This window comes from Methylosinus sp. shoA (assembly GCF_059718125.1).
This window is the reverse complement of record NZ_AP046091.1, coordinates 485254-501727: the sequence shown is the minus strand read 5'-3', so window position 1 is coordinate 501727 and position 16474 is coordinate 485254. Positions and strand designations below refer to the sequence as shown.

General features: G+C 65.5%; 14 protein-coding genes. 5 read left to right on the top strand and 9 right to left on the bottom strand.

Annotated elements, in window-relative coordinates; genetic code table 11:
- The first annotated feature begins 48 nt into the window (after positions 1 to 48).
- Entirely contained in the window at positions 49 to 1251 is a 1203-nt protein-coding gene (locus AC6IW9_RS02350) for a GNAT family N-acetyltransferase (RefSeq protein WP_497772391.1), read from the top strand.
- A gap of 109 nt (positions 1252 to 1360) precedes the next feature.
- On the opposite strand, the gene AC6IW9_RS02345 is transcribed toward AC6IW9_RS02350, so the two are convergent.
- Both AC6IW9_RS02345 and galE read right to left on the bottom strand, forming a co-directional pair.
- Positions 1361 to 2860 carry a phosphomannomutase/phosphoglucomutase gene (locus tag AC6IW9_RS02345; protein WP_497768671.1) on the bottom strand — a complete coding sequence of 500 codons (1500 nt, stop codon included), beginning with the start codon at positions 2858 to 2860 and terminating at the stop codon, positions 1361 to 1363.
- A 199-nt stretch (positions 2861 to 3059) separates the two neighbouring features.
- Positions 3060 to 4049 carry a UDP-glucose 4-epimerase GalE gene (gene galE, locus AC6IW9_RS02340; protein ID WP_497768668.1) on the bottom strand — a complete coding sequence of 330 codons (990 nt, stop codon included), beginning with the start codon at positions 4047 to 4049 and terminating at the stop codon, positions 3060 to 3062.
- A 125-nt stretch (positions 4050 to 4174) separates the two neighbouring features.
- Here galE and AC6IW9_RS02335 point away from each other — a divergent pair, with 125 nt between their 5' ends.
- The gene (locus AC6IW9_RS02335; RefSeq protein ID WP_497768666.1) at positions 4175 to 5056 is read left to right on the top strand and encodes a UTP--glucose-1-phosphate uridylyltransferase; all 882 of its coding nucleotides are present in this window, start codon (positions 4175 to 4177) and stop codon (positions 5054 to 5056) included.
- 58 nt (positions 5057 to 5114) lie between these two features.
- On the opposite strand, the gene irrA is transcribed toward AC6IW9_RS02335, so the two are convergent.
- Complete coding sequence (gene irrA / locus AC6IW9_RS02330; protein WP_497768663.1) at positions 5115 to 5606, bottom strand: iron response transcriptional regulator IrrA; 492 nt, start codon at positions 5604 to 5606, stop codon at positions 5115 to 5117.
- Here irrA and AC6IW9_RS02325 point away from each other — a divergent pair.
- Positions 5598 to 6986 (top strand): lytic murein transglycosylase, encoded by a 1389-nt coding sequence (locus AC6IW9_RS02325; RefSeq protein WP_497772388.1) that lies wholly within the window; start codon positions 5598 to 5600, stop codon positions 6984 to 6986. The genes irrA and AC6IW9_RS02325 overlap by 9 nt on opposite strands.
- Before the next feature lie 28 nt (positions 6987 to 7014).
- Here the strand turns inward: AC6IW9_RS02325 and AC6IW9_RS02320 are convergent, their stop codons facing one another.
- The 6 genes from AC6IW9_RS02320 to AC6IW9_RS02295 all read right to left on the bottom strand — a co-directional run bounded on the left by AC6IW9_RS02320 (position 7015) and on the right by AC6IW9_RS02295 (position 14204).
- Positions 7015 to 7236 (bottom strand): formate dehydrogenase subunit delta, encoded by a 222-nt coding sequence (locus tag AC6IW9_RS02320; RefSeq protein ID WP_497768660.1) that lies wholly within the window; start codon positions 7234 to 7236, stop codon positions 7015 to 7017.
- Positions 7226 to 8056 carry a formate dehydrogenase accessory sulfurtransferase FdhD gene (gene fdhD, locus AC6IW9_RS02315; RefSeq protein ID WP_497768657.1) on the bottom strand — a complete coding sequence of 277 codons (831 nt, stop codon included), beginning with the start codon at positions 8054 to 8056 and terminating at the stop codon, positions 7226 to 7228. Before fdhD ends, AC6IW9_RS02320 begins: the two co-directional genes overlap by 11 nt.
- 210 nt (positions 8057 to 8266) lie before the next feature.
- Complete coding sequence (gene fdhF / locus AC6IW9_RS02310) at positions 8267 to 11137, bottom strand: formate dehydrogenase subunit alpha (protein ID WP_497768653.1); 2871 nt, start codon at positions 11135 to 11137, stop codon at positions 8267 to 8269.
- 11 nt (positions 11138 to 11148) lie between these two features.
- Complete coding sequence (locus AC6IW9_RS02305) at positions 11149 to 12702, bottom strand: formate dehydrogenase beta subunit (protein ID WP_497768650.1); 1554 nt, start codon at positions 12700 to 12702, stop codon at positions 11149 to 11151.
- The gene (locus tag AC6IW9_RS02300) at positions 12699 to 13175 is read right to left on the bottom strand and encodes a formate dehydrogenase subunit gamma (RefSeq protein WP_497768648.1); all 477 of its coding nucleotides are present in this window, start codon (positions 13173 to 13175) and stop codon (positions 12699 to 12701) included. Before AC6IW9_RS02300 ends, AC6IW9_RS02305 begins: the two co-directional genes overlap by 4 nt.
- Positions 13176 to 13301: 126 nt before the next feature.
- Complete coding sequence (locus tag AC6IW9_RS02295; protein WP_497768645.1) at positions 13302 to 14204, bottom strand: LysR family transcriptional regulator; 903 nt, start codon at positions 14202 to 14204, stop codon at positions 13302 to 13304.
- 147 nt (positions 14205 to 14351) lie between these two features.
- Between AC6IW9_RS02295 and AC6IW9_RS02290 the strand changes: the two genes are divergently transcribed.
- Complete coding sequence (locus AC6IW9_RS02290) at positions 14352 to 14804, top strand: DUF29 domain-containing protein (protein ID WP_497768642.1); 453 nt, start codon at positions 14352 to 14354, stop codon at positions 14802 to 14804.
- A gap of 102 nt (positions 14805 to 14906) precedes the next feature.
- Positions 14907 to 16451, top strand: coding sequence for a proline--tRNA ligase (proS, locus tag AC6IW9_RS02285; RefSeq protein ID WP_497768640.1), 1545 nt, complete (start codon positions 14907 to 14909; stop codon positions 16449 to 16451).
- Positions 16452 to 16474: the final 23 nt, after the last annotated feature.

Here is a 16474-nt window from a genome sequence, read left to right as displayed (position 1 = left end):
TTTCGCTTGAGATACAATGGAGCACCGCCCCTTTCACCCCCGCCGCCGATGTCCGTCGCCCGCTTCAAAGCCCGCTTCATTCCCTCGCTCGAGCAGATCGACGCCGCGGCCTGGGACGCGCTCGCCAATCCGCCGGGCCTGGCGCCGCACGAGGCCGACGGCGAGCGCTATAATCCCTTCGTCTCCAGCGCCTTTCTGCTGGCGCTCGAGCGCTCGAAATCGGTCGGCGCGCGCACCGGCTGGACGCCGCTCTACACTCTGCTGGATGACGCCGAGGGGCGGCTCGTCGCCGCGGCGCCCTCTTATGTCAAGACGCACAGCATGGGCGAATATGTCTTCGACTTCGGCTGGGCGCAGGCCTATGAGGCGGCCGGCGGGCGTTATTATCCCAAGGTTCAGGTCGCGGTTCCCTTCACCCCGGCGACGGGCCGGCGCCTGCTCGTGGCGCGCGACGCGCCGGAGGGCGCAGGCGAATCCTTGATCGCCGCCCTGCGCGCGCTGCGTCAGGCGGCGGAAGCCTCCTCGATTCACGTCACCTTCGGGACCGAGGCGGACAGCCGGGCGCTGGAGGCCGCGGGCTTCGCGCCACGCGCCGGCGAGCAGTTCCATTTCTTCAATGAGAATTATCGCGATTTCGACGATTTCCTCGCCGCCCTCTCCTCGCGCAAGCGCAAGACCATCAAGCGCGAGCGGCGCGAGGCGCTGGGCGACGATCTGTCGATCGATCTGCTCACCGGGCGAGACCTGAAGCCCGAGCATTGGGACAGGTTCTTCGCCTTCTACATGGACACGGGCGCGCGCAAATGGGGCCGGCCCTATCTCACCCGCGACTTCTTCCACCGCATCGGCGAGACCATGGCCGAGCGGGTCCTGCTGGTGATGGCGCGGCGCGGGAGCGAGCATATCGCCGGCGCGATCAATTTCCTCGGCGACGACGCCATCTATGGCCGCAACTGGGGCGCGCTGGAGGAGCGGCCCTTCCTGCATTTCGAGGTCTGCTATTATCAGGCGATCGAATATGCAATCCGCCACGGCTACGCGCGCGTGGAGGCCGGCGCGCAAGGCGAGCACAAGCTCGCGCGCGGCTATCGGCCGGTGGCGACGCGCTCGGCGCATGATTTCGCCGACGCGCGGCTGCGCACGGCGGTCGACCAGTTTCTCTCCCGCGAGAAGGTCGCGATCGACGAGGCGATCGCCGATTACGAGGCCGGCCTGCCGTTCCGCCGCGACGGAGCGGCGGAGAGCGAGTGATCCGGGCATCCGGTCCGATGAAGAAAAGGGCCACCTTCTCCCACAAGTGGGAGAAGGGACGCGCGTCGAGAATCGGCGAATGAAACCTGAGGCTTGCTTTCGACGCCGATCAGATCGTCTGATTATAGGCGCCGACGCCCTCGCTCTTGCGCAGCACGGCGTCCACCGCCTGAAACATCTCGCGCATCCGGGCTTCCGACGCCGGGCTCTCGACGACGACGACCAGCTCCGGCTTGTTGGAGGAGGCGCGCACCAGTCCCCAGGTGCCGTCCTCGACCGTCACGCGCACGCCATTCACCGTCACGAGATCGCGGATCTTCTGACCGGTGAAAGATCCGCCATCGGCCGCCATCTTCTGGAAGCGCCCCGTCACCTCCTCGACGACCTGATATTTCCGCTCGTCGGCGCAATGCGGCGACATGGTCGGCGAGCCCCAGGTCTTGGGCAGATCGGCGTAGAGATCGGCCATCGACTTCGTCGGATTGCGGTCGAGCATCTGCAGCACATGCACGGCGGTCAGAAGACCGTCGTCATAGCCGCGGCCGATCGGCGCGTTGAAGAAGAAATGTCCCGACTTTTCGAAGCCGGCGAGCGCCTTCAGCTCGGTGACGCGGCGCTTGATGTAGGAATGACCGGTCTTCCAATAATCCGCCTTGACGCCGCGCGACAGGAGTTCCGGATCGGTCGCGAAGAGACCGGTCGACTTCACATCGACGACGAAGGTCGAGCCCGGATAGAGCTTGGCGAGGTCGCGCGCCAGCATCACGCCGATCTTGTCGGCGAAAATCTCGTCGCCCCTGTCGTCGACGACGCCGCAGCGGTCGCCGTCGCCGTCGAAGCCGAGACCGACGTCGGCGCCGCTCTCGCGCACCTTGTCGGCCATGGCGTGCAGCATATGCAGGTCTTCCGGATTCGGATTGTAATGCGGGAAATTATAGTCGAGCTCGATGTCGAGCGGCACGACCTCGCAGCCGAGCCGCTCGAGCAGCTTCGGCGCGAAGGCGCCGGCCGTGCCGTTGCCGCAGGCTGCGACGACCTTGAGCTTGCGGGTGAGCGTCACGCCGGACGCGAGATCGTCGAGATAGCGCGCTCCGAAATTCTCGACATAACGATAGGAGCCGCCCTCGGCGAAGCGGAAGGCGCCGGCGAGCACGATCTCCTTCAGCCGGCCCATCTCCACGGGGCCGAAGGTGACGGGACGCTGCGCGCCCATCTTCACGCCGGTCCAGCCGTTGTCGTTGTGCGAGGCGGTGACCATCGCGACGGCGGGAACGTCGAGCGCGAATTGCGCGAAATAGGCCATGGGCGACAGCGCGAGGCCGATGTCGTGCACGCGCACGCCCGCCGCCATCAGGCCGGAGACGAGCGCGAGCTTGATGGAGGCGGAATAGGCGCGATAATCATGGCCGGTGACGAGTTCGAGCGGGACGCCCATTTCGTGGATCAGCGTGCCGAGCCCGAGACCCAGCGCCTGCACGCCCATCAGATTGAGCTCTTTCTCGAACAGCCAGCGCGCGTCATATTCGCGAAATCCCGTGGGCTTGACGAGCGGCGTCTGCTCATAGGCGAAAGTATTGGGCGACAATTCGGCGACGGGCTTCGGGAACATCGTTTCTCCTCAGGCGTGACCTCGCTCCGCAAGCACATAGGCGAAAAGCGCCGGGACGCCAAACGCATTCGGCGCTGCCCGTCGAACGACGAACATTCGACATTTTTCGCCGCGAATTCTCGGCCTTGCGCACGTCTCGCTAACGCTCTCGATCCGCCATCGATCAGAGCCTTCCATGTGGAGGCGCGCAAAATAGCGCTCAGGCCGGAGGCTGTTCGGCGAGGCGGCGCTCCCATTCGAGCGCCTGGCGCACGATCGTCTCGAGATCGTCATAGCGCGGCGTCCAGCCGAAGGCGGCCTCGATCCTCTCATTGGCGGCGACGATCGCCGCCGGATCGCCCGCGCGCCTTCCGGCGAGCTCGACCGGGAAGTCGACGCCCGAGACGCGCTTCACCATCTCGATCACTTCGAGCACGGAGAAGCCGTGACCATAGCCGCAGTTGCAGACGAGGCTCGAGCCCTTCGAGCGCAAGTGGCGCAGAGCGTCGAGATGGGCGCGGGCGAGGTCGTTCACCTGGATGTAGTCGCGCACGCAGGTCCCGTCCGGCGTCGGATAATCCGTGCCGAACACCTGCAGCTTCGGGCGCAGTCCCAGCGCCGCCTGCGCGGCGACCTTGATGAGATGAGTGGCGTTGGGCGTCGACTGTCCCGAGCGGCCGAGCGGATCGGCGCCGGCGACGTTGAAATAGCGGAGCGCGACATAGCCGAGGCCATGCGCCCGGCCGGTGTCCTCCAGCATCCATTCGACCATCAGTTTCGAACGGCCATAGGGCGAGACAGGAACGAGGGCCGCATCCTCGGTGACGGGGTTCGCCTGCGGATCGCCATAGACGGCGGCGGTGGAGGAGAAGATGAAGCGCTTCACGCCCGCCTGGATGGCGTTCGCCAGAAGGCTGCGCGCTTTCGCCGTATTGTTGAGATAATAGCCGAGCGGATCGGCGACGGATTCGGGCACGACGATCTTTGCGGCGAAATGGATGATCGATTCGATTTCGTGATGGACGAGAATATCGCGCACCAGGGCTTCGTCGCCGAAGTCGCCGACGATCAGCGGCGTATCCGCGGGGACGGCGGAGCGGAAGCCGGTGGAGAGATCGTCGAGCACGACGACCTTCTCGCCGGCGTCGCGAAGCTCGAGCGTCATATGGCTGCCGATATAGCCCGCGCCGCCGGTTACGAGAATGGTCATGCGGCCATGCCTCTGCTGGAGACTTCCCCCGGACCGAAATAAAGGGCAAATAGGGCGTGCGCGCTCGCCGCGAGCGCCGGGCGGCGACGCATCGCCGCAATCGCTACCGATGCAACGGATTACACATGAGCAAGCGCATTCGCAAGGCAGTTTTTCCCGTCGCCGGCCTCGGCACGCGTTTTCTCCCCGCCACCAAGGCGGTGCCGAAGGAAATGCTCACCGTGGTCGACCGGCCGGTGCTGCAGCATGTCGTCGACGAGGCGCGCGAGGCGGGCATCGAACATTTCATCTTCGTGACCGGACGCAACAAGGCGGTGATCGAGGATCATTTCGACATCGCCTATGAGCTCGAGGATACGCTGCGCCGGCGCGGCAAGACAAAGGAATATGAAGCGCTCGCCGCCGATCTGCCGCCCGCCGGCGCGACGAGCTTCACGCGCCAGCAGGCGCCGCTCGGCCTCGGCCACGCCGTCTGGTGCGCGCGCGACATCGTTGGCGACGAGCCCTTCGCCGTGCTGCTGCCCGATATGGTGACCTTGCCCAATGGTCCGAAGCGGAGCCGCTGCCTGGCGCAGGCCGTCGCCGCCTATGAGACGCATGGCGGCAATATCATCGCGGTCGAGGAGGTCCCGCCGGAAGAGGCGCATCAATATGGGATCGTCGCGCTCGGCAAGGATTATGGCGACAGTTTCGAGATCGCCGGAATGGTGGAGAAGCCGCCGCGCGGAACGGCGCCGAGCAATCTGATGATCTCCGGCCGCTATGTTCTTCAGCCGGAAATCTTCGCCATCTTGGAGAAGGGAGAGAAAGGCGCGGGCGGAGAGATTCAGCTCACCGACGGCATGGTGGCGCTGCAGGCGAGCCAAGCTTTCCACGGCGTGCGATTCGACGGCCGAACCTATGACACGGGATCGAAGCTCGGCTTTCTCGCCGCCAATATCGCCTTCGGACTGGCGCGGCCGGACATCGCCGATGGACTGCGCGCCGAGCTGAAGAAGCTGCTGTGAGGGCAATGGGCAGTAGAAGCTCTGACCAAGCCCTACTGCCCAATGTCGAGGACTGCCATCAAACCTTACGCTTCGGCCGCAGGCGAATGATCACGTCGCAGCCGACGATCTCCATGCCCTCGGGCGGCGCCGGCAGGCTGGCGAATTGGACGCTGCCGTCGGCGACGTCGAACATTTTCTTGCTGGCCTCGTCCATGAAATGGTGATGCGGCGAGGTGCGCGTGTGGAAATAGGTGCGGGGGCCTTGCACGGCGATCTCGCGCAACAGCCCTGCGTCGGCGAACTGGTTGAGCGTGTTGTAGACGGTGGACAGCGACATCTGCAGTCCGGCCTCGCGCGCTTCGGCGTGCAGCGCTTCGGCGCTCACATGGCGGTCGCCATTGCCGTAGAGCAGCTTGGAGAGCGCGATGCGCTGCACCGTCGGCCGTAGGCCGGCGCTTCTGAGCTTCGTCTTCAGCTCCTCGTCGCCGCGCGTCGAGGAGGTCTTTGTCGGCCGCTTACCCAACTGGATCGGGGCGCGAAAATTCGTAATCATGGGTTGATGCGTCATTTTCGGTTCCGCCTCGGTCGTGCGTGCGGCTCCTTTAGGGAAGTCGAATTAATGTCAATAGAAAACGCCACGCCGCCGGCTGTCAAACGAAATGGCCAAAGGTGTAAACATTCCAAAATATGGCCGGACGCCGCGGGCCCGGCGGGCGCCGTCGCCGTTGCGGCGGAGGCGGGCGGCGTAACAGGCCCCATCATCGGCGCCCTTCTCTCGTTCTTCACTGTTTTGATTTGCATTCTCAACGTTTTCTGCGGCGCCGCGAACGCGCGGGACGACGCTGGTCTCGCGGCTTTCCTGCAGCAGATGTGGCCCGCGGCGCGCGATGCTGGCGTCTCCCGCGAAATCTTTGACAATGCGGTCGAAAGCTTGACTATTGAACCGGGTGTCTTGAAGCGTCCGCATGCTCAAGCGGAATTTACTGTCTCTATACCGTCTTATCTTTCAAGCGCAATTACGCCGCCGCGCGTCGCGCGCGGCCGCGGCCTCGCCTCGGAGCTCGCCGCGCCTTTGGCGCGGATCGAAGAGCGCAGCGGCGTCGCTTCGGAGGCCCTCCTCGCCATTCTCGGAGTGGAAAGCAATTTCGGTTCCGCGACCGGCGGAGCGGACACGCTGCGCGTCCTCGCGACGCTGGCCTATGGAGGCCACAGGGCTACGGTCTTCGCCGATGAATTCGTCGCGGCGCTGGTGATGCTGCAAAAGGGCTATGTCGCGCGCGAGCGCCTCCGGGGATCCTGGGCCGGCGCCATGGGACAGCCGCAGTTCCTTCCCTCCGCCTATCTCGAATATGCGCAGAGCTATGACGGCGAACGTCCCGCGGATATTTGGACGAATCGGCTCGACTCCCTCGCCTCGATCGGCAATTTCCTGAAAAAGTCGGGCTGGGTCGCCGGTCTTCCCCCGGTCATGGAGGTCGTCGTTCCGCGCGGGTTCGACTATGCGACGCTCGATCGCGATCTCTCGCAATGGCGCGCTCTGGGCTTTTCGCGCGCCGACGGAGGCGTCTTGCCCGACAGTGGAGCGGCGAGCCTGTTTCAGCCCGCGGGGGCGGCGGGACCGGCCTTTCTCATCACCGATAATTTCGAAGTCATCCGCCAATACAATACGTCGGACGCCTATGCGCTGTCCGTGGCGCTGCTCGCCGAACTCATCGCCGGGCGGCGATCGCCGATCGTCCCCTGGCCGAAGATCGCCGCGCTCTCGACCGCCGATTGCATGGAGATGCAGCGCCTGCTCGCCGCGCGCGGCTTCTATCATGGGACGATCGACGGCAAGCTCGGCCGCACGAGCCGCAACGCCGTGCACGCCTTTCAGCTGAGCGTCGGCATGCGCCCCGCCGATGGCTTCGCGACCAAAGACGTGCTGGAGAGATTGCGGAGCCGATGAAATCCGTCGTCGCTCGCAATGACGAGCGCTATTTTTCTGCGAGCTTCAGAACCGCTTCGAGCGGCACTTTGTCGAGGCCCTCTCCGCCATGCTCGACATGGGCGATAATGCCGGCGCGCATGCGTGGGTCCCAGAATTTCTTCAAATGCTCGGCCGTGCCGGCGACCGCGTCCGAATGCCTTTGCGCGGCGAAGAATTTGCCGATCTGATTGGCCATTTTGACGAGCTTGTCGGCCGAATTATGCGACATGGGACGAGACCTGCTCCAGAATGCGTTCGGGGTGGGTGAAGATTTCGAAGTCGCGCCCGCGCACGACGGCGACGAGCGTCGAGCCGCATTTTTCCGCCGTGCGCACGGCGAGCGCCGTGGGCGCGGAGACCGCGGCGATGATGGGCGCGCCGATGCGCGCTGCCTTCTGCACCAGCTCGACGGAGACGCGGCTCGTCATCAGCACGACGCCCTGCGCAGCAGGAACGCCCTGCCGCGCCAGCGCGCCGGCGAGCTTGTCGAGCGCATTATGGCGGCCGACGTCCTCGCGCACGATCAGCGTGTCGTCGCCCGGCGTCCAGAATGCGGCGGCATGGACCGCGCGCGTCTCGCGATTGAGCGGCTGCGCGCCGGGAAGGCGGTCCATCGCCTCGATCAGCGCGATCGCCGGAACCCGCAGCGCATTGTCGAGGACCGGCAAGGGCCGGCTCGCCTGCTCCAGGCTCTCTATGCCGCAGAGTCCGCAGCCGGTCGGCCCGGCCATCGAGCGCTTGCGCGCGGCATAGGCCTCTTGCCGCCCGCCGGCGAGCCAGCTGCGCAGCTCGATCCCGGCGTCGGACGAGACGATCTCGAACTCTCCCGCTTGTTCGACCGAGTCGATCAGCCCTTCGGTGATTGCGAAGCCCAGGGAGAAATCCTCGAGATCGGCAGGTGTCGCCATCATCACCGCATGGGTGGAGCCGCCATAGGTGAAGGCGACGGGCGTCTCTTCGGGAATGGTCCGGGAGCTGTCCGACGCGGCGTCGTTGCGCCGTGCGATGCACGGAACGCGAACGCTCGGGGCAGGCAGCTCCTCCGTCATTTCCTCGATCTTTCTCCAGCGCACGCCCCTTCTCCCGCTTGCGGGAGAAGGTGGCCCCGCGAAGCGGGGTCGGATGAGGGTCCACATCGTTTCGCGATCGATCGGCGGAAGATGAAGCCGCTCACACGGGCCCTCATCCGACCCGGCTGCGCCGGGCCACCTTCTCCCACGAGTGGGAGAAGGAAGCGCTCACATCGATTCGGCCCTATATCACTCCGCCGCGACACGGCGGGCGTTCTCGGCCATTTCGCGGTACTGCTCCTGCCATTCCGTCGGGCCGTTGGAGGGCGAGATCTGCACCGCCGTCACCTTGTATTCGGGGCAGTTGGTCGCCCAATCCGAATTATCGGTGGTCACCACATTCGCCTGCGAGAGTGGGTGATGGAAGGTGGTGTAGACGACGCCCGGCGCCACGCGGTCGGTGACTTTGGCGTGCAGCGTGATCTCGCCGGCGCGGCTCTGGATGCGCACCCAATCTCCGTCGCGCACGCCGCGAAGCTCGGCGTCGTGCGGATGAATCTCGAGCACATCCTCGGGATGCCACTGGCTGTTCTCGGTGCGGCGGGTCTGCGCGCCGACATTGTACTGCGAGAGGATGCGGCCGGTCGTCAGCAGCAACGGGAAGCGCGGTCCCGTCCGCTCGTCGGTCGGGACATATTCGGTGATGACGAATTTGCCCTTGCCGCGGGCGAAGCCTTCGATGTGCATGATCGGCATGCCTTCCGGGGAGGCGTCGTTGCACGGCCACTGCACCGAGCCGTCCTTGTCGAGCTTCTCATAGGAGACGTTCTTGAAGGTCGGCGTCAGCCGCGCGATCTCGTCCATGATCTCGCTCGGATGCGCATAGTTCCAGTCGAGGCCGAAAGCCTTGGCGAGCATTTGGGTGATCTCCCAGTCGCCATAGCCGTTCTTCGGGCTCATCACCTTGCGGATGCGCTGGATGCGGCGCTCCGCATTGGTGAAGGTGCCGTCCTTCTCGAGGAAGCTCGCGCCCGGCAGGAAGACATGGGCGTAATTGGCGGTCTCGTTCAGGAAGAGATCCTGCACGATGACGCATTCCATGGCGGAGAGCGCCGCCGACACATGCTTCGTGTCCGGGTCGGATTGGAGAATGTCCTCGCCCTGGCAATAGAGGCCTCTGAACTCGCCCGCGATCGCCGCGTCGAACATGTTCGGGATGCGCAGGCCCGGCTCATTGTCGAGCGTGACGCCCCAAGCCTCTTCGAACGATTGGCGCACCGCGTCGTTGGAGACGTGGCGATAGCCCGGCAGCTCGTGCGGGAACGAGCCCATGTCGCAGGAGCCCTGCACATTGTTCTGTCCGCGCAGCGGGTTCACGCCGACGCCGCGGCGGCCGAGATTGCCGGTCGCCATGGCGAGATTGGCGATCGCCATCACCGTCGTCGAGCCCTGGCTGTGCTCGGTGACGCCGAGGCCGTAATAGATCGCCGCGCGCCCGCCCGTGGCGTAGAGACGCGCCGCCGCGCGAATGTCCTCGGCCGGAACGCCCGAGAGCTTCTCGACCTCTTCGGGGCTGTTGCGGTCCTCGGAGACAAAGGCCGCCCAATCCTGGAACTCGTCCCAGTCGCAACGCTCGCGCACGAAGGCTTCGTCGACGAGGCCTTCCTTCACGATCACATGCGCCAGCGCGGTGACGATCGCGACATTGGCGCCGGGCCGCAAGGCCAGATGATAATCCGCCTCGATATGGGGCGAGCGCACGAGGTCGATGCGGCGCGGATCGACGACGATGAGCTTGGCGCCCTCGCGCAGGCGCTTCTTCATGCGCGAGCCGAACACCGGATGCGCATCGGTCGGATTGGCGCCGATGACCAGGATGACGTCCGAATCGTCGACCGAGTCGAAGTCCTGCGTGCCGGCGGAGGTGCCGAAGGCCTGGTTGAGGCCGTAGCCCGTCGGCGAATGGCAGACGCGCGCGCAAGTGTCGGTGTTGTTGTTGCCGAAGCCGGCGCGGGTCAGCTTCTGGACGAGATAAGTCTCCTCATTGGAGCAACGCGAGGACGTGATGACGCCGACCGAGCGCTTGCCATGCGTCTCGATGATCTTCTTGAAGCGATCGGCCGCGAAGGCGATGGCCTCCTCGAAGGAGACGACGCGCCAGGGATCCGTCGCCTTGTCGCGGATCATCGGCGTGGTGACGCGTTCCTTGTGCAGCGCATAGCCATAGGCGAAACGGCCCTTGATGCAGGAATGGCCATGGTTCGCCTTGCCGTCCTTCCAGGGGACCATGCGGACGATCTCCTCGCCGCGCATCTCGGCCTTGAAGGTGCAACCGACGCCGCAATAGGCGCAGGTGGTGACTTCCGAATGCTCCGGCTGTCCGATGGCGATGACCGATTTTTCGGTGAGCGTCGCGGTCGGGCAGGCCTGCACGCAGGCGCCGCAGGAGACGCATTCCGACTCCATGAAGGCTTCGCCCGCGCCGGGCGAGACGCGGCTGTCGAAGCCGCGGCCGTCGATCGTCAGCGCGAAAGTGCCCTGCACTTCCTCACAGGCGCGAACGCAGCGATTGCAGACGATGCACTTGGACGGATCGTAAGTGAAGTAGGGGTTCGACTCGTCCTTCGGCTTCCACTCGAAATTGGCCTTGCCGTCGACGCGGCTGCGGGCGAACACGTGATTCGCGCCGTCATAGCCATAGCGCACGTCGCGCAGGCCGACCGCGCCGGCCATGGTCTGCAGCTCGCAATCGCCATTGGCGGCGCAGGTCAGGCAGTCGAGCGGATGGTCGGAGATGTAGAGCTCCATCACGCCGCGGCGGATCGATTTCAGGCGCGGCGTCTGCGTATGAACGACCATGTTCGGCAGCGCCGGCGTGGTGCAGGAGGCCGGCGTGCCGAAGCGGCCCTCGATCTCGACGACGCAGAGACGGCAGGAGCCGAAGGCCTTCAGGCTGTCGGTGGCGCAGAGCTTCGGGATCTCGGTCCCGACCTCCATCGCCGCGCGCATGATGGACGTGCCCTCCGGCACGGTGACGGATACGCCGTCGATGGTCAGAGTGACGTCTTTCTCGGACTTCGACGCGGGCGTGCCGTAATCGATTTCTTTGACGAGGCTCATGGCTGTGCTCCTCACTCGGCGGCGGCGGGAAGCGTCGCTTTGCGGAAATCTTCCGGATAATGACGAAGAGCGCTCTCGACAGGATATGGGGCGAAACCTCCGAGCGCGCAGAGGGACCCGAATTTCATCGTGTGGCAGAGATCGGACAAGAGCTCGATATTCGCCTCGACGTCGACGCCTTCGACGATCCTGTCGATCGTCTCGACGCCGCGCGTCGAGCCGATGCGGCAGGGCGTGCATTTGCCGCAGCTCTCGATGGCGCAGAACTCCATGCCGAAGCGCGCCATCTGCGCCATGTCGACCGTATCGTCGAACACGACGAGGCCGCCATGGCCGATGAGGCTGTCGTGCTTCTGGAACGCCTCATAGTCGAAGGGCGTGCCGAACAGCGACGGCGGCACATAGGCGCCGAGCGGGCCGCCGCATTGCACGGCGCGCACGGGCCGGCCGGAGAGCGTCCCGCCGCCGATGTCGTTGACGATCTCGCCGAGCGTCAGGCCGAAGGGCGTCTCGTAGAGCCCGCCATATTTCACATTGCCGGCGATCTGCAGCGGCATGGTGCCGCGCGAGCGGCCGACGCCGAAGGAGGCGTAATATTCGCCGCCCTTGGCGAGAATGGCGGGCGCGGTGGCGAGCGTCAGCACATTGTTGACGACGGTCGGACGGCCCATGAAGCCGACATGCGCCGGCAGCGGCGGCTTGGCGCGCACGATGCCGCGCTTGCCCTCGAGACTCTCGAGCAGCGAGGTCTCCTCGCCGCAGACATAGGCGCCGGCGCCGATGCGCAGCTCGATGTCGAAGGCGAAACCGGAGCCGCGCACATTCGGCCCGAGCCAGCCGGCCTTGCGGGCGGCCGCGAGCGCCTCGGTCAGCACCTCGGCGCATTGCGGATATTCCGCGCGCAGATAAATGAAGCCCTTGCTCGCGCCGATGGCGTAGCCGCAGATCGTCATGCCCTCGAGAAGAACGAAGGGATCGCCCTCCATCACCATGCGGTCGGCGAAAGTGCCGCTGTCGCCCTCGTCGGCGTTGGTGACGACATAGCGGCGATCGGCCGGAGCGTCGGCGACCGTTTTCCATTTGATGCCGGCCGGGAAGCCCGCGCCGCCGCGGCCGCGCAGGCCGGATTTCGTCACTTCCTCGATGACCTTGGCCGGGCCGATCTCGAAAGCCTTGGCGAGACCCTGCCCGCCGCCATGGGCGACATAATCGTCGAGATTCACGGGGTCGATCACGCCGACGCGCTCGAAGGTCACACGCGTCTGCTTGGCCCAATAGGGATGCTCCTCGACCTTGCCGATCGAGAGCGGATGCGCCCCGCCCTTCAGAAAGCCGGCGTCGAACAGCGAAGGAATATCGGAGGGCTTCACATTGCCGTAGCCGATGCGCCCGTCGGGCGTCTCGACCTCGACCAGCGGCTCCAGCCACAGCAGGCCGCGCGAGCCGTTGCGCACGATCTGAATGGTCTCGCCGCGCGCGGCGGCCTCTTTCTCGATCGCGGCGAGGACGCGCTTGGCGCCGACCGCCAGCGCCGCCATATCGCGAGGAACATAGACCTTGGTCATGACCTTTGCGCCTCCGCCGCCAATTCGTCCAGCAGCTCGGCGTCGACGCGGCCGATCGGCTCGCCGTCGAACAGCGCGCCGGGGCTGTGGGCGCAGAGGCCGAGGCAATAAATCGCCTCGACGGTCAGCGAGCCGTCATTGGTCGTCGCGCCCCATTCGAGCTTCAGGCGCTCGAGGAAATCCCGGGCGATTTTCTCCGAGCCCATGGATTGGCACGACTCGGCGCGGCACAGCTTCAGCACATGGCGGCCAGCCGGCTCGCGGCGGAAGTCGTGGTAGAAGGTGACGACGCCGTGCATCTCGGCCCGGGAGATGTTCAGCGATTGCGCGATCTGCGGCACCGCCGCCTCGGGCACATAGCCGAACTCTTCCTGAATGGCATGCAGGATGGGCAGGGCAGGCCCCTCGAGCCCGAGATGGGCGTCGATGATCTCCTGCGCCCGCGCCTCGTTCCATGGAACAGCGCCAGACATTTCTTCCCCGTTCTTATAGAGCGGACCCGGACGGGCGACGTCCGCCCATTTTAGGTAATTTCCGTAACAGTGCAGCAAAACCGGCTTTCGATCAATAACCTGGAATCGTTAGACGATAGGTCGCGCCTATAAATCCGCAGCCGACGGATTTTTGGCGAGTTTCTTGGCCTCCAGCACGAGCGCGGCCACTTGCGGAATGGTCGGCTCGCGATGCGGAACGACCAATCCGATCTCGTGGACGGCCTCGGGCTCGACGATGGGGATCGACCGCAAGGGGGCGGTGACGCGCAGGGAGTCGGCCAGCTTTTCGGGTAGGATAGTGGCCCAGCGCCCGGTCTTCACATGGGCGAAGAGCACGATCACCGAATTGGACTCGAGGGCGGGCTCTGGCTCGCCGCCGGCGTCGCGGATCAGCCGCTCGACGATGCGGCGGTTCTGCATGTCGGGCGTCAGCAGGCAGAGCGGAATGCGCCCGACATCCGCCCATGTGACCCTGTCGCGATTGCCGAGTGGATTTTCGGCCGAGGTCAGCAGCCGGTAGCGCTCGGAGAAGAGCGGGACCGTCCTGACGCGTCCCAGCGGCTCATTGTCGAGATAGGTGAGGCCGGCGTCGATCTCGAGATTGTCGAGCATCGACAGAATATCGGTCGAGGAGCTGGTCAGAATCGTGAAGCGGACGCCCGGATGTTTTTCGCGGAAGGGCGTCGTCAGCGCCGGAATCATGGTGAGGGCGGTGGGGATGGCGGCGATCTTCAACTGGCCGCCCAGTCCCTCCTTCAGCGAGCGCACCTCCTGGCGCATCGCCCGCGCGTCGGCGACGATGCGCTTGGCCCATTCCAGCACCCGCTCGCCCTCGGCGGTGAGGCCGTGGAAGCGCGAGGAGCGGTTGACGAGCAGCACGCCGAGACTGTCCTCGAGCTGCTTGATGCCGGCCGAGAGCGTGGGCTGAGTGACGCCGCACAGCTCGGCGGCGCGGGAGAAGCTGCGCTCCTTGGCGACGGTGATGAAGAATTCCAGCTTGTCGATCACTTGCGCGCCATAAGCTCCGCTCGCGCCTCACGGGACCGATGGGAGGCTCGCGCGGGACTATATACCCAAAGCGCGAAGACGGCGAATGCGTCGCGCGAAGCGGGGATGTCGTGTATTCTTCGTGAATGTCGTGACGGGGAAAGCGATATGCCTCAGAGCCCGCTCTACGAGACCGATTTCTACGCCTGGGCGCGAGAACAGGCGGCGCTTCTGCGCGCCGGCGCGCTCCAGGCGGCCGATATCGAGAATATCGCCGAGGAGATCGAGAGCATGGGCCGCAGCGAGAAGCGGGAGCTGGTGAGCCGGCTGGCGATTTTGCTCGCGCATTTGCTGAAATGGCGCTATCAGCCCGGGCTCCGCGGCAACAGCTGGAGGCTCAGCATTCGCGAGCAGAGGCTGCGCATAAAGCGTCATCTCGAGGACAATCCGAGCCTGAAGGCCCTGCTGGACGCGGCGATGGTCGAAGGCTACGAGCTGGCGCTCATCGGGGCCCAGCGGGAAACGGGCTTCGGGGAAGACGTCTTCCCTGCGGCCTGTCCCTGGAGTTTCGAAGACATCACGGCGGCCGACTTCTGGCCGGACGACGCGCCTCGGCCGTGACCCGAACGAGCGGCTGCGCTCTTGGTCGCGCGGCTCGCCATGACTGCAAGCTTGGGCTATCTCTCGGGTCGAAGCCCTGAGACTCGCATCCCGAAGGCCAAGATGAAACGCGCCCTGTCGGTCACCAGAGAAGAAAACTTCGCGCAATGGTATCAGGCGGTCGTCGCCGAGGCCGATCTCGCCGAGACGAGCCCGGTGCGCGGCTGCATGATCATCAAGCCATGGGGCTATGGCGTCTGGGAGCTGATCCAGGCCGCGCTCGACCGGCGCATCAAGGAGACCGGCCACGAGAACTGCTATTTCCCCCTGTTCATCCCGATGAGCTTCATCGCTCAGGAGGCGAGCCATGTCGAAGGCTTCGCCAAGGAGATGGCGGTCGTCACCCATCACCGGCTGAAAGCGCAAGACGGCAAGCTCGTCGTCGACCCCGAATCGAGGCTCGAGGAGCCGCTGATCGTGCGGCCGACCTCGGAGACCATCATCGGCGACGCCTTCCGCCGCTGGGTGAGTTCACATCGCGATCTGCCGGTGCTCGTCAACCAATGGGCCAATGTCGTGCGCTGGGAGATGCGCACGCGGCTTTTTCTCCGCACCAGCGAATTCCTCTGGCAGGAGGGCCACACGGCCCATGCCGACGAGGCCGAGGCGCGCGAGGAGACGCTGAAGATGCTCGAAGTCTATCGGCAGATCGTCGAAGACGTCCTGGCGTTGCCGGTCGTCGCCGGCGAGAAGCCGGAGAACGAGCGTTTCCCCGGCGCCGTGAACACGTTTTCGATCGAGGCCATGATGCAGGACGGCAAGGCCCTGCAGGCCGGCACCTCGCATTATCTCGGAACCAATTTCGCGCAGGCGCAGGGCATCCGCTTCCAGGGCGCCTCGGGCGAGCTCTCATTCTGCCACACCACGAGCTGGGGCGTCTCGACGCGCCTCGTCGGCGGCGTGATCATGACCCATGGCGACGACGACGGCCTGCGCCTGCCGCCCGCCATCGCGCCCAAGCAGATCGTCATCGTCCCCATGCTGCGCGAGAAGCCCGAGGACGCCGAGGTCCTCGGCTATTGCGAGGCGCTGAAGGCGGAGCTGGACGGGCTCCTTGCGTTGAAGGCGCCTCTGCGCGCCCATGTCGACAAGAAGCCGATCCGCGCCGCCAACAAGCGCTGGGACTGGGCGCGGCGCGGCGCGCCGATCATCCTCGAGATCGGCCCGCGCGACGCCGCGAGCGGCATGGTGACGATGATCCGCCGCGACAGGCTGCGCGACGGCGACAAGATCGTCTCCGCCGCCCTGCCTCGGGCGGAGTTCCTGGCCCAGGCGCCGGCGCTGCTCGCCGAGATTCAGCGGAATTTGTTCGAGGAGGCGAAGGCGCGGCTCGACGCCAATATTCGCGCCGATCTGACGAGCTTCGACGACATCGCCGATTATTTCGGCAAAGCGGCCGAGGACGACGAGGCCGCTTCCTTCAAGGGCTGGGTGCGCGCTCCCTGGGCGCGGCCGACCGGCGCGGAGCTCGAGGAGGTGGAAGCGCGGCTGAAGGCGCTGAAGCTGACCTTGCGCAATATCCCGCTCGGCCAGGGCCCGGCGAGCGGAACTTGCGTCTTCACCGGCCGCGCGGCGGCGGAGGAAATTTTGATCGCCCGCGCTTATTAATTTTGATCGCCCGCGCTTATTGA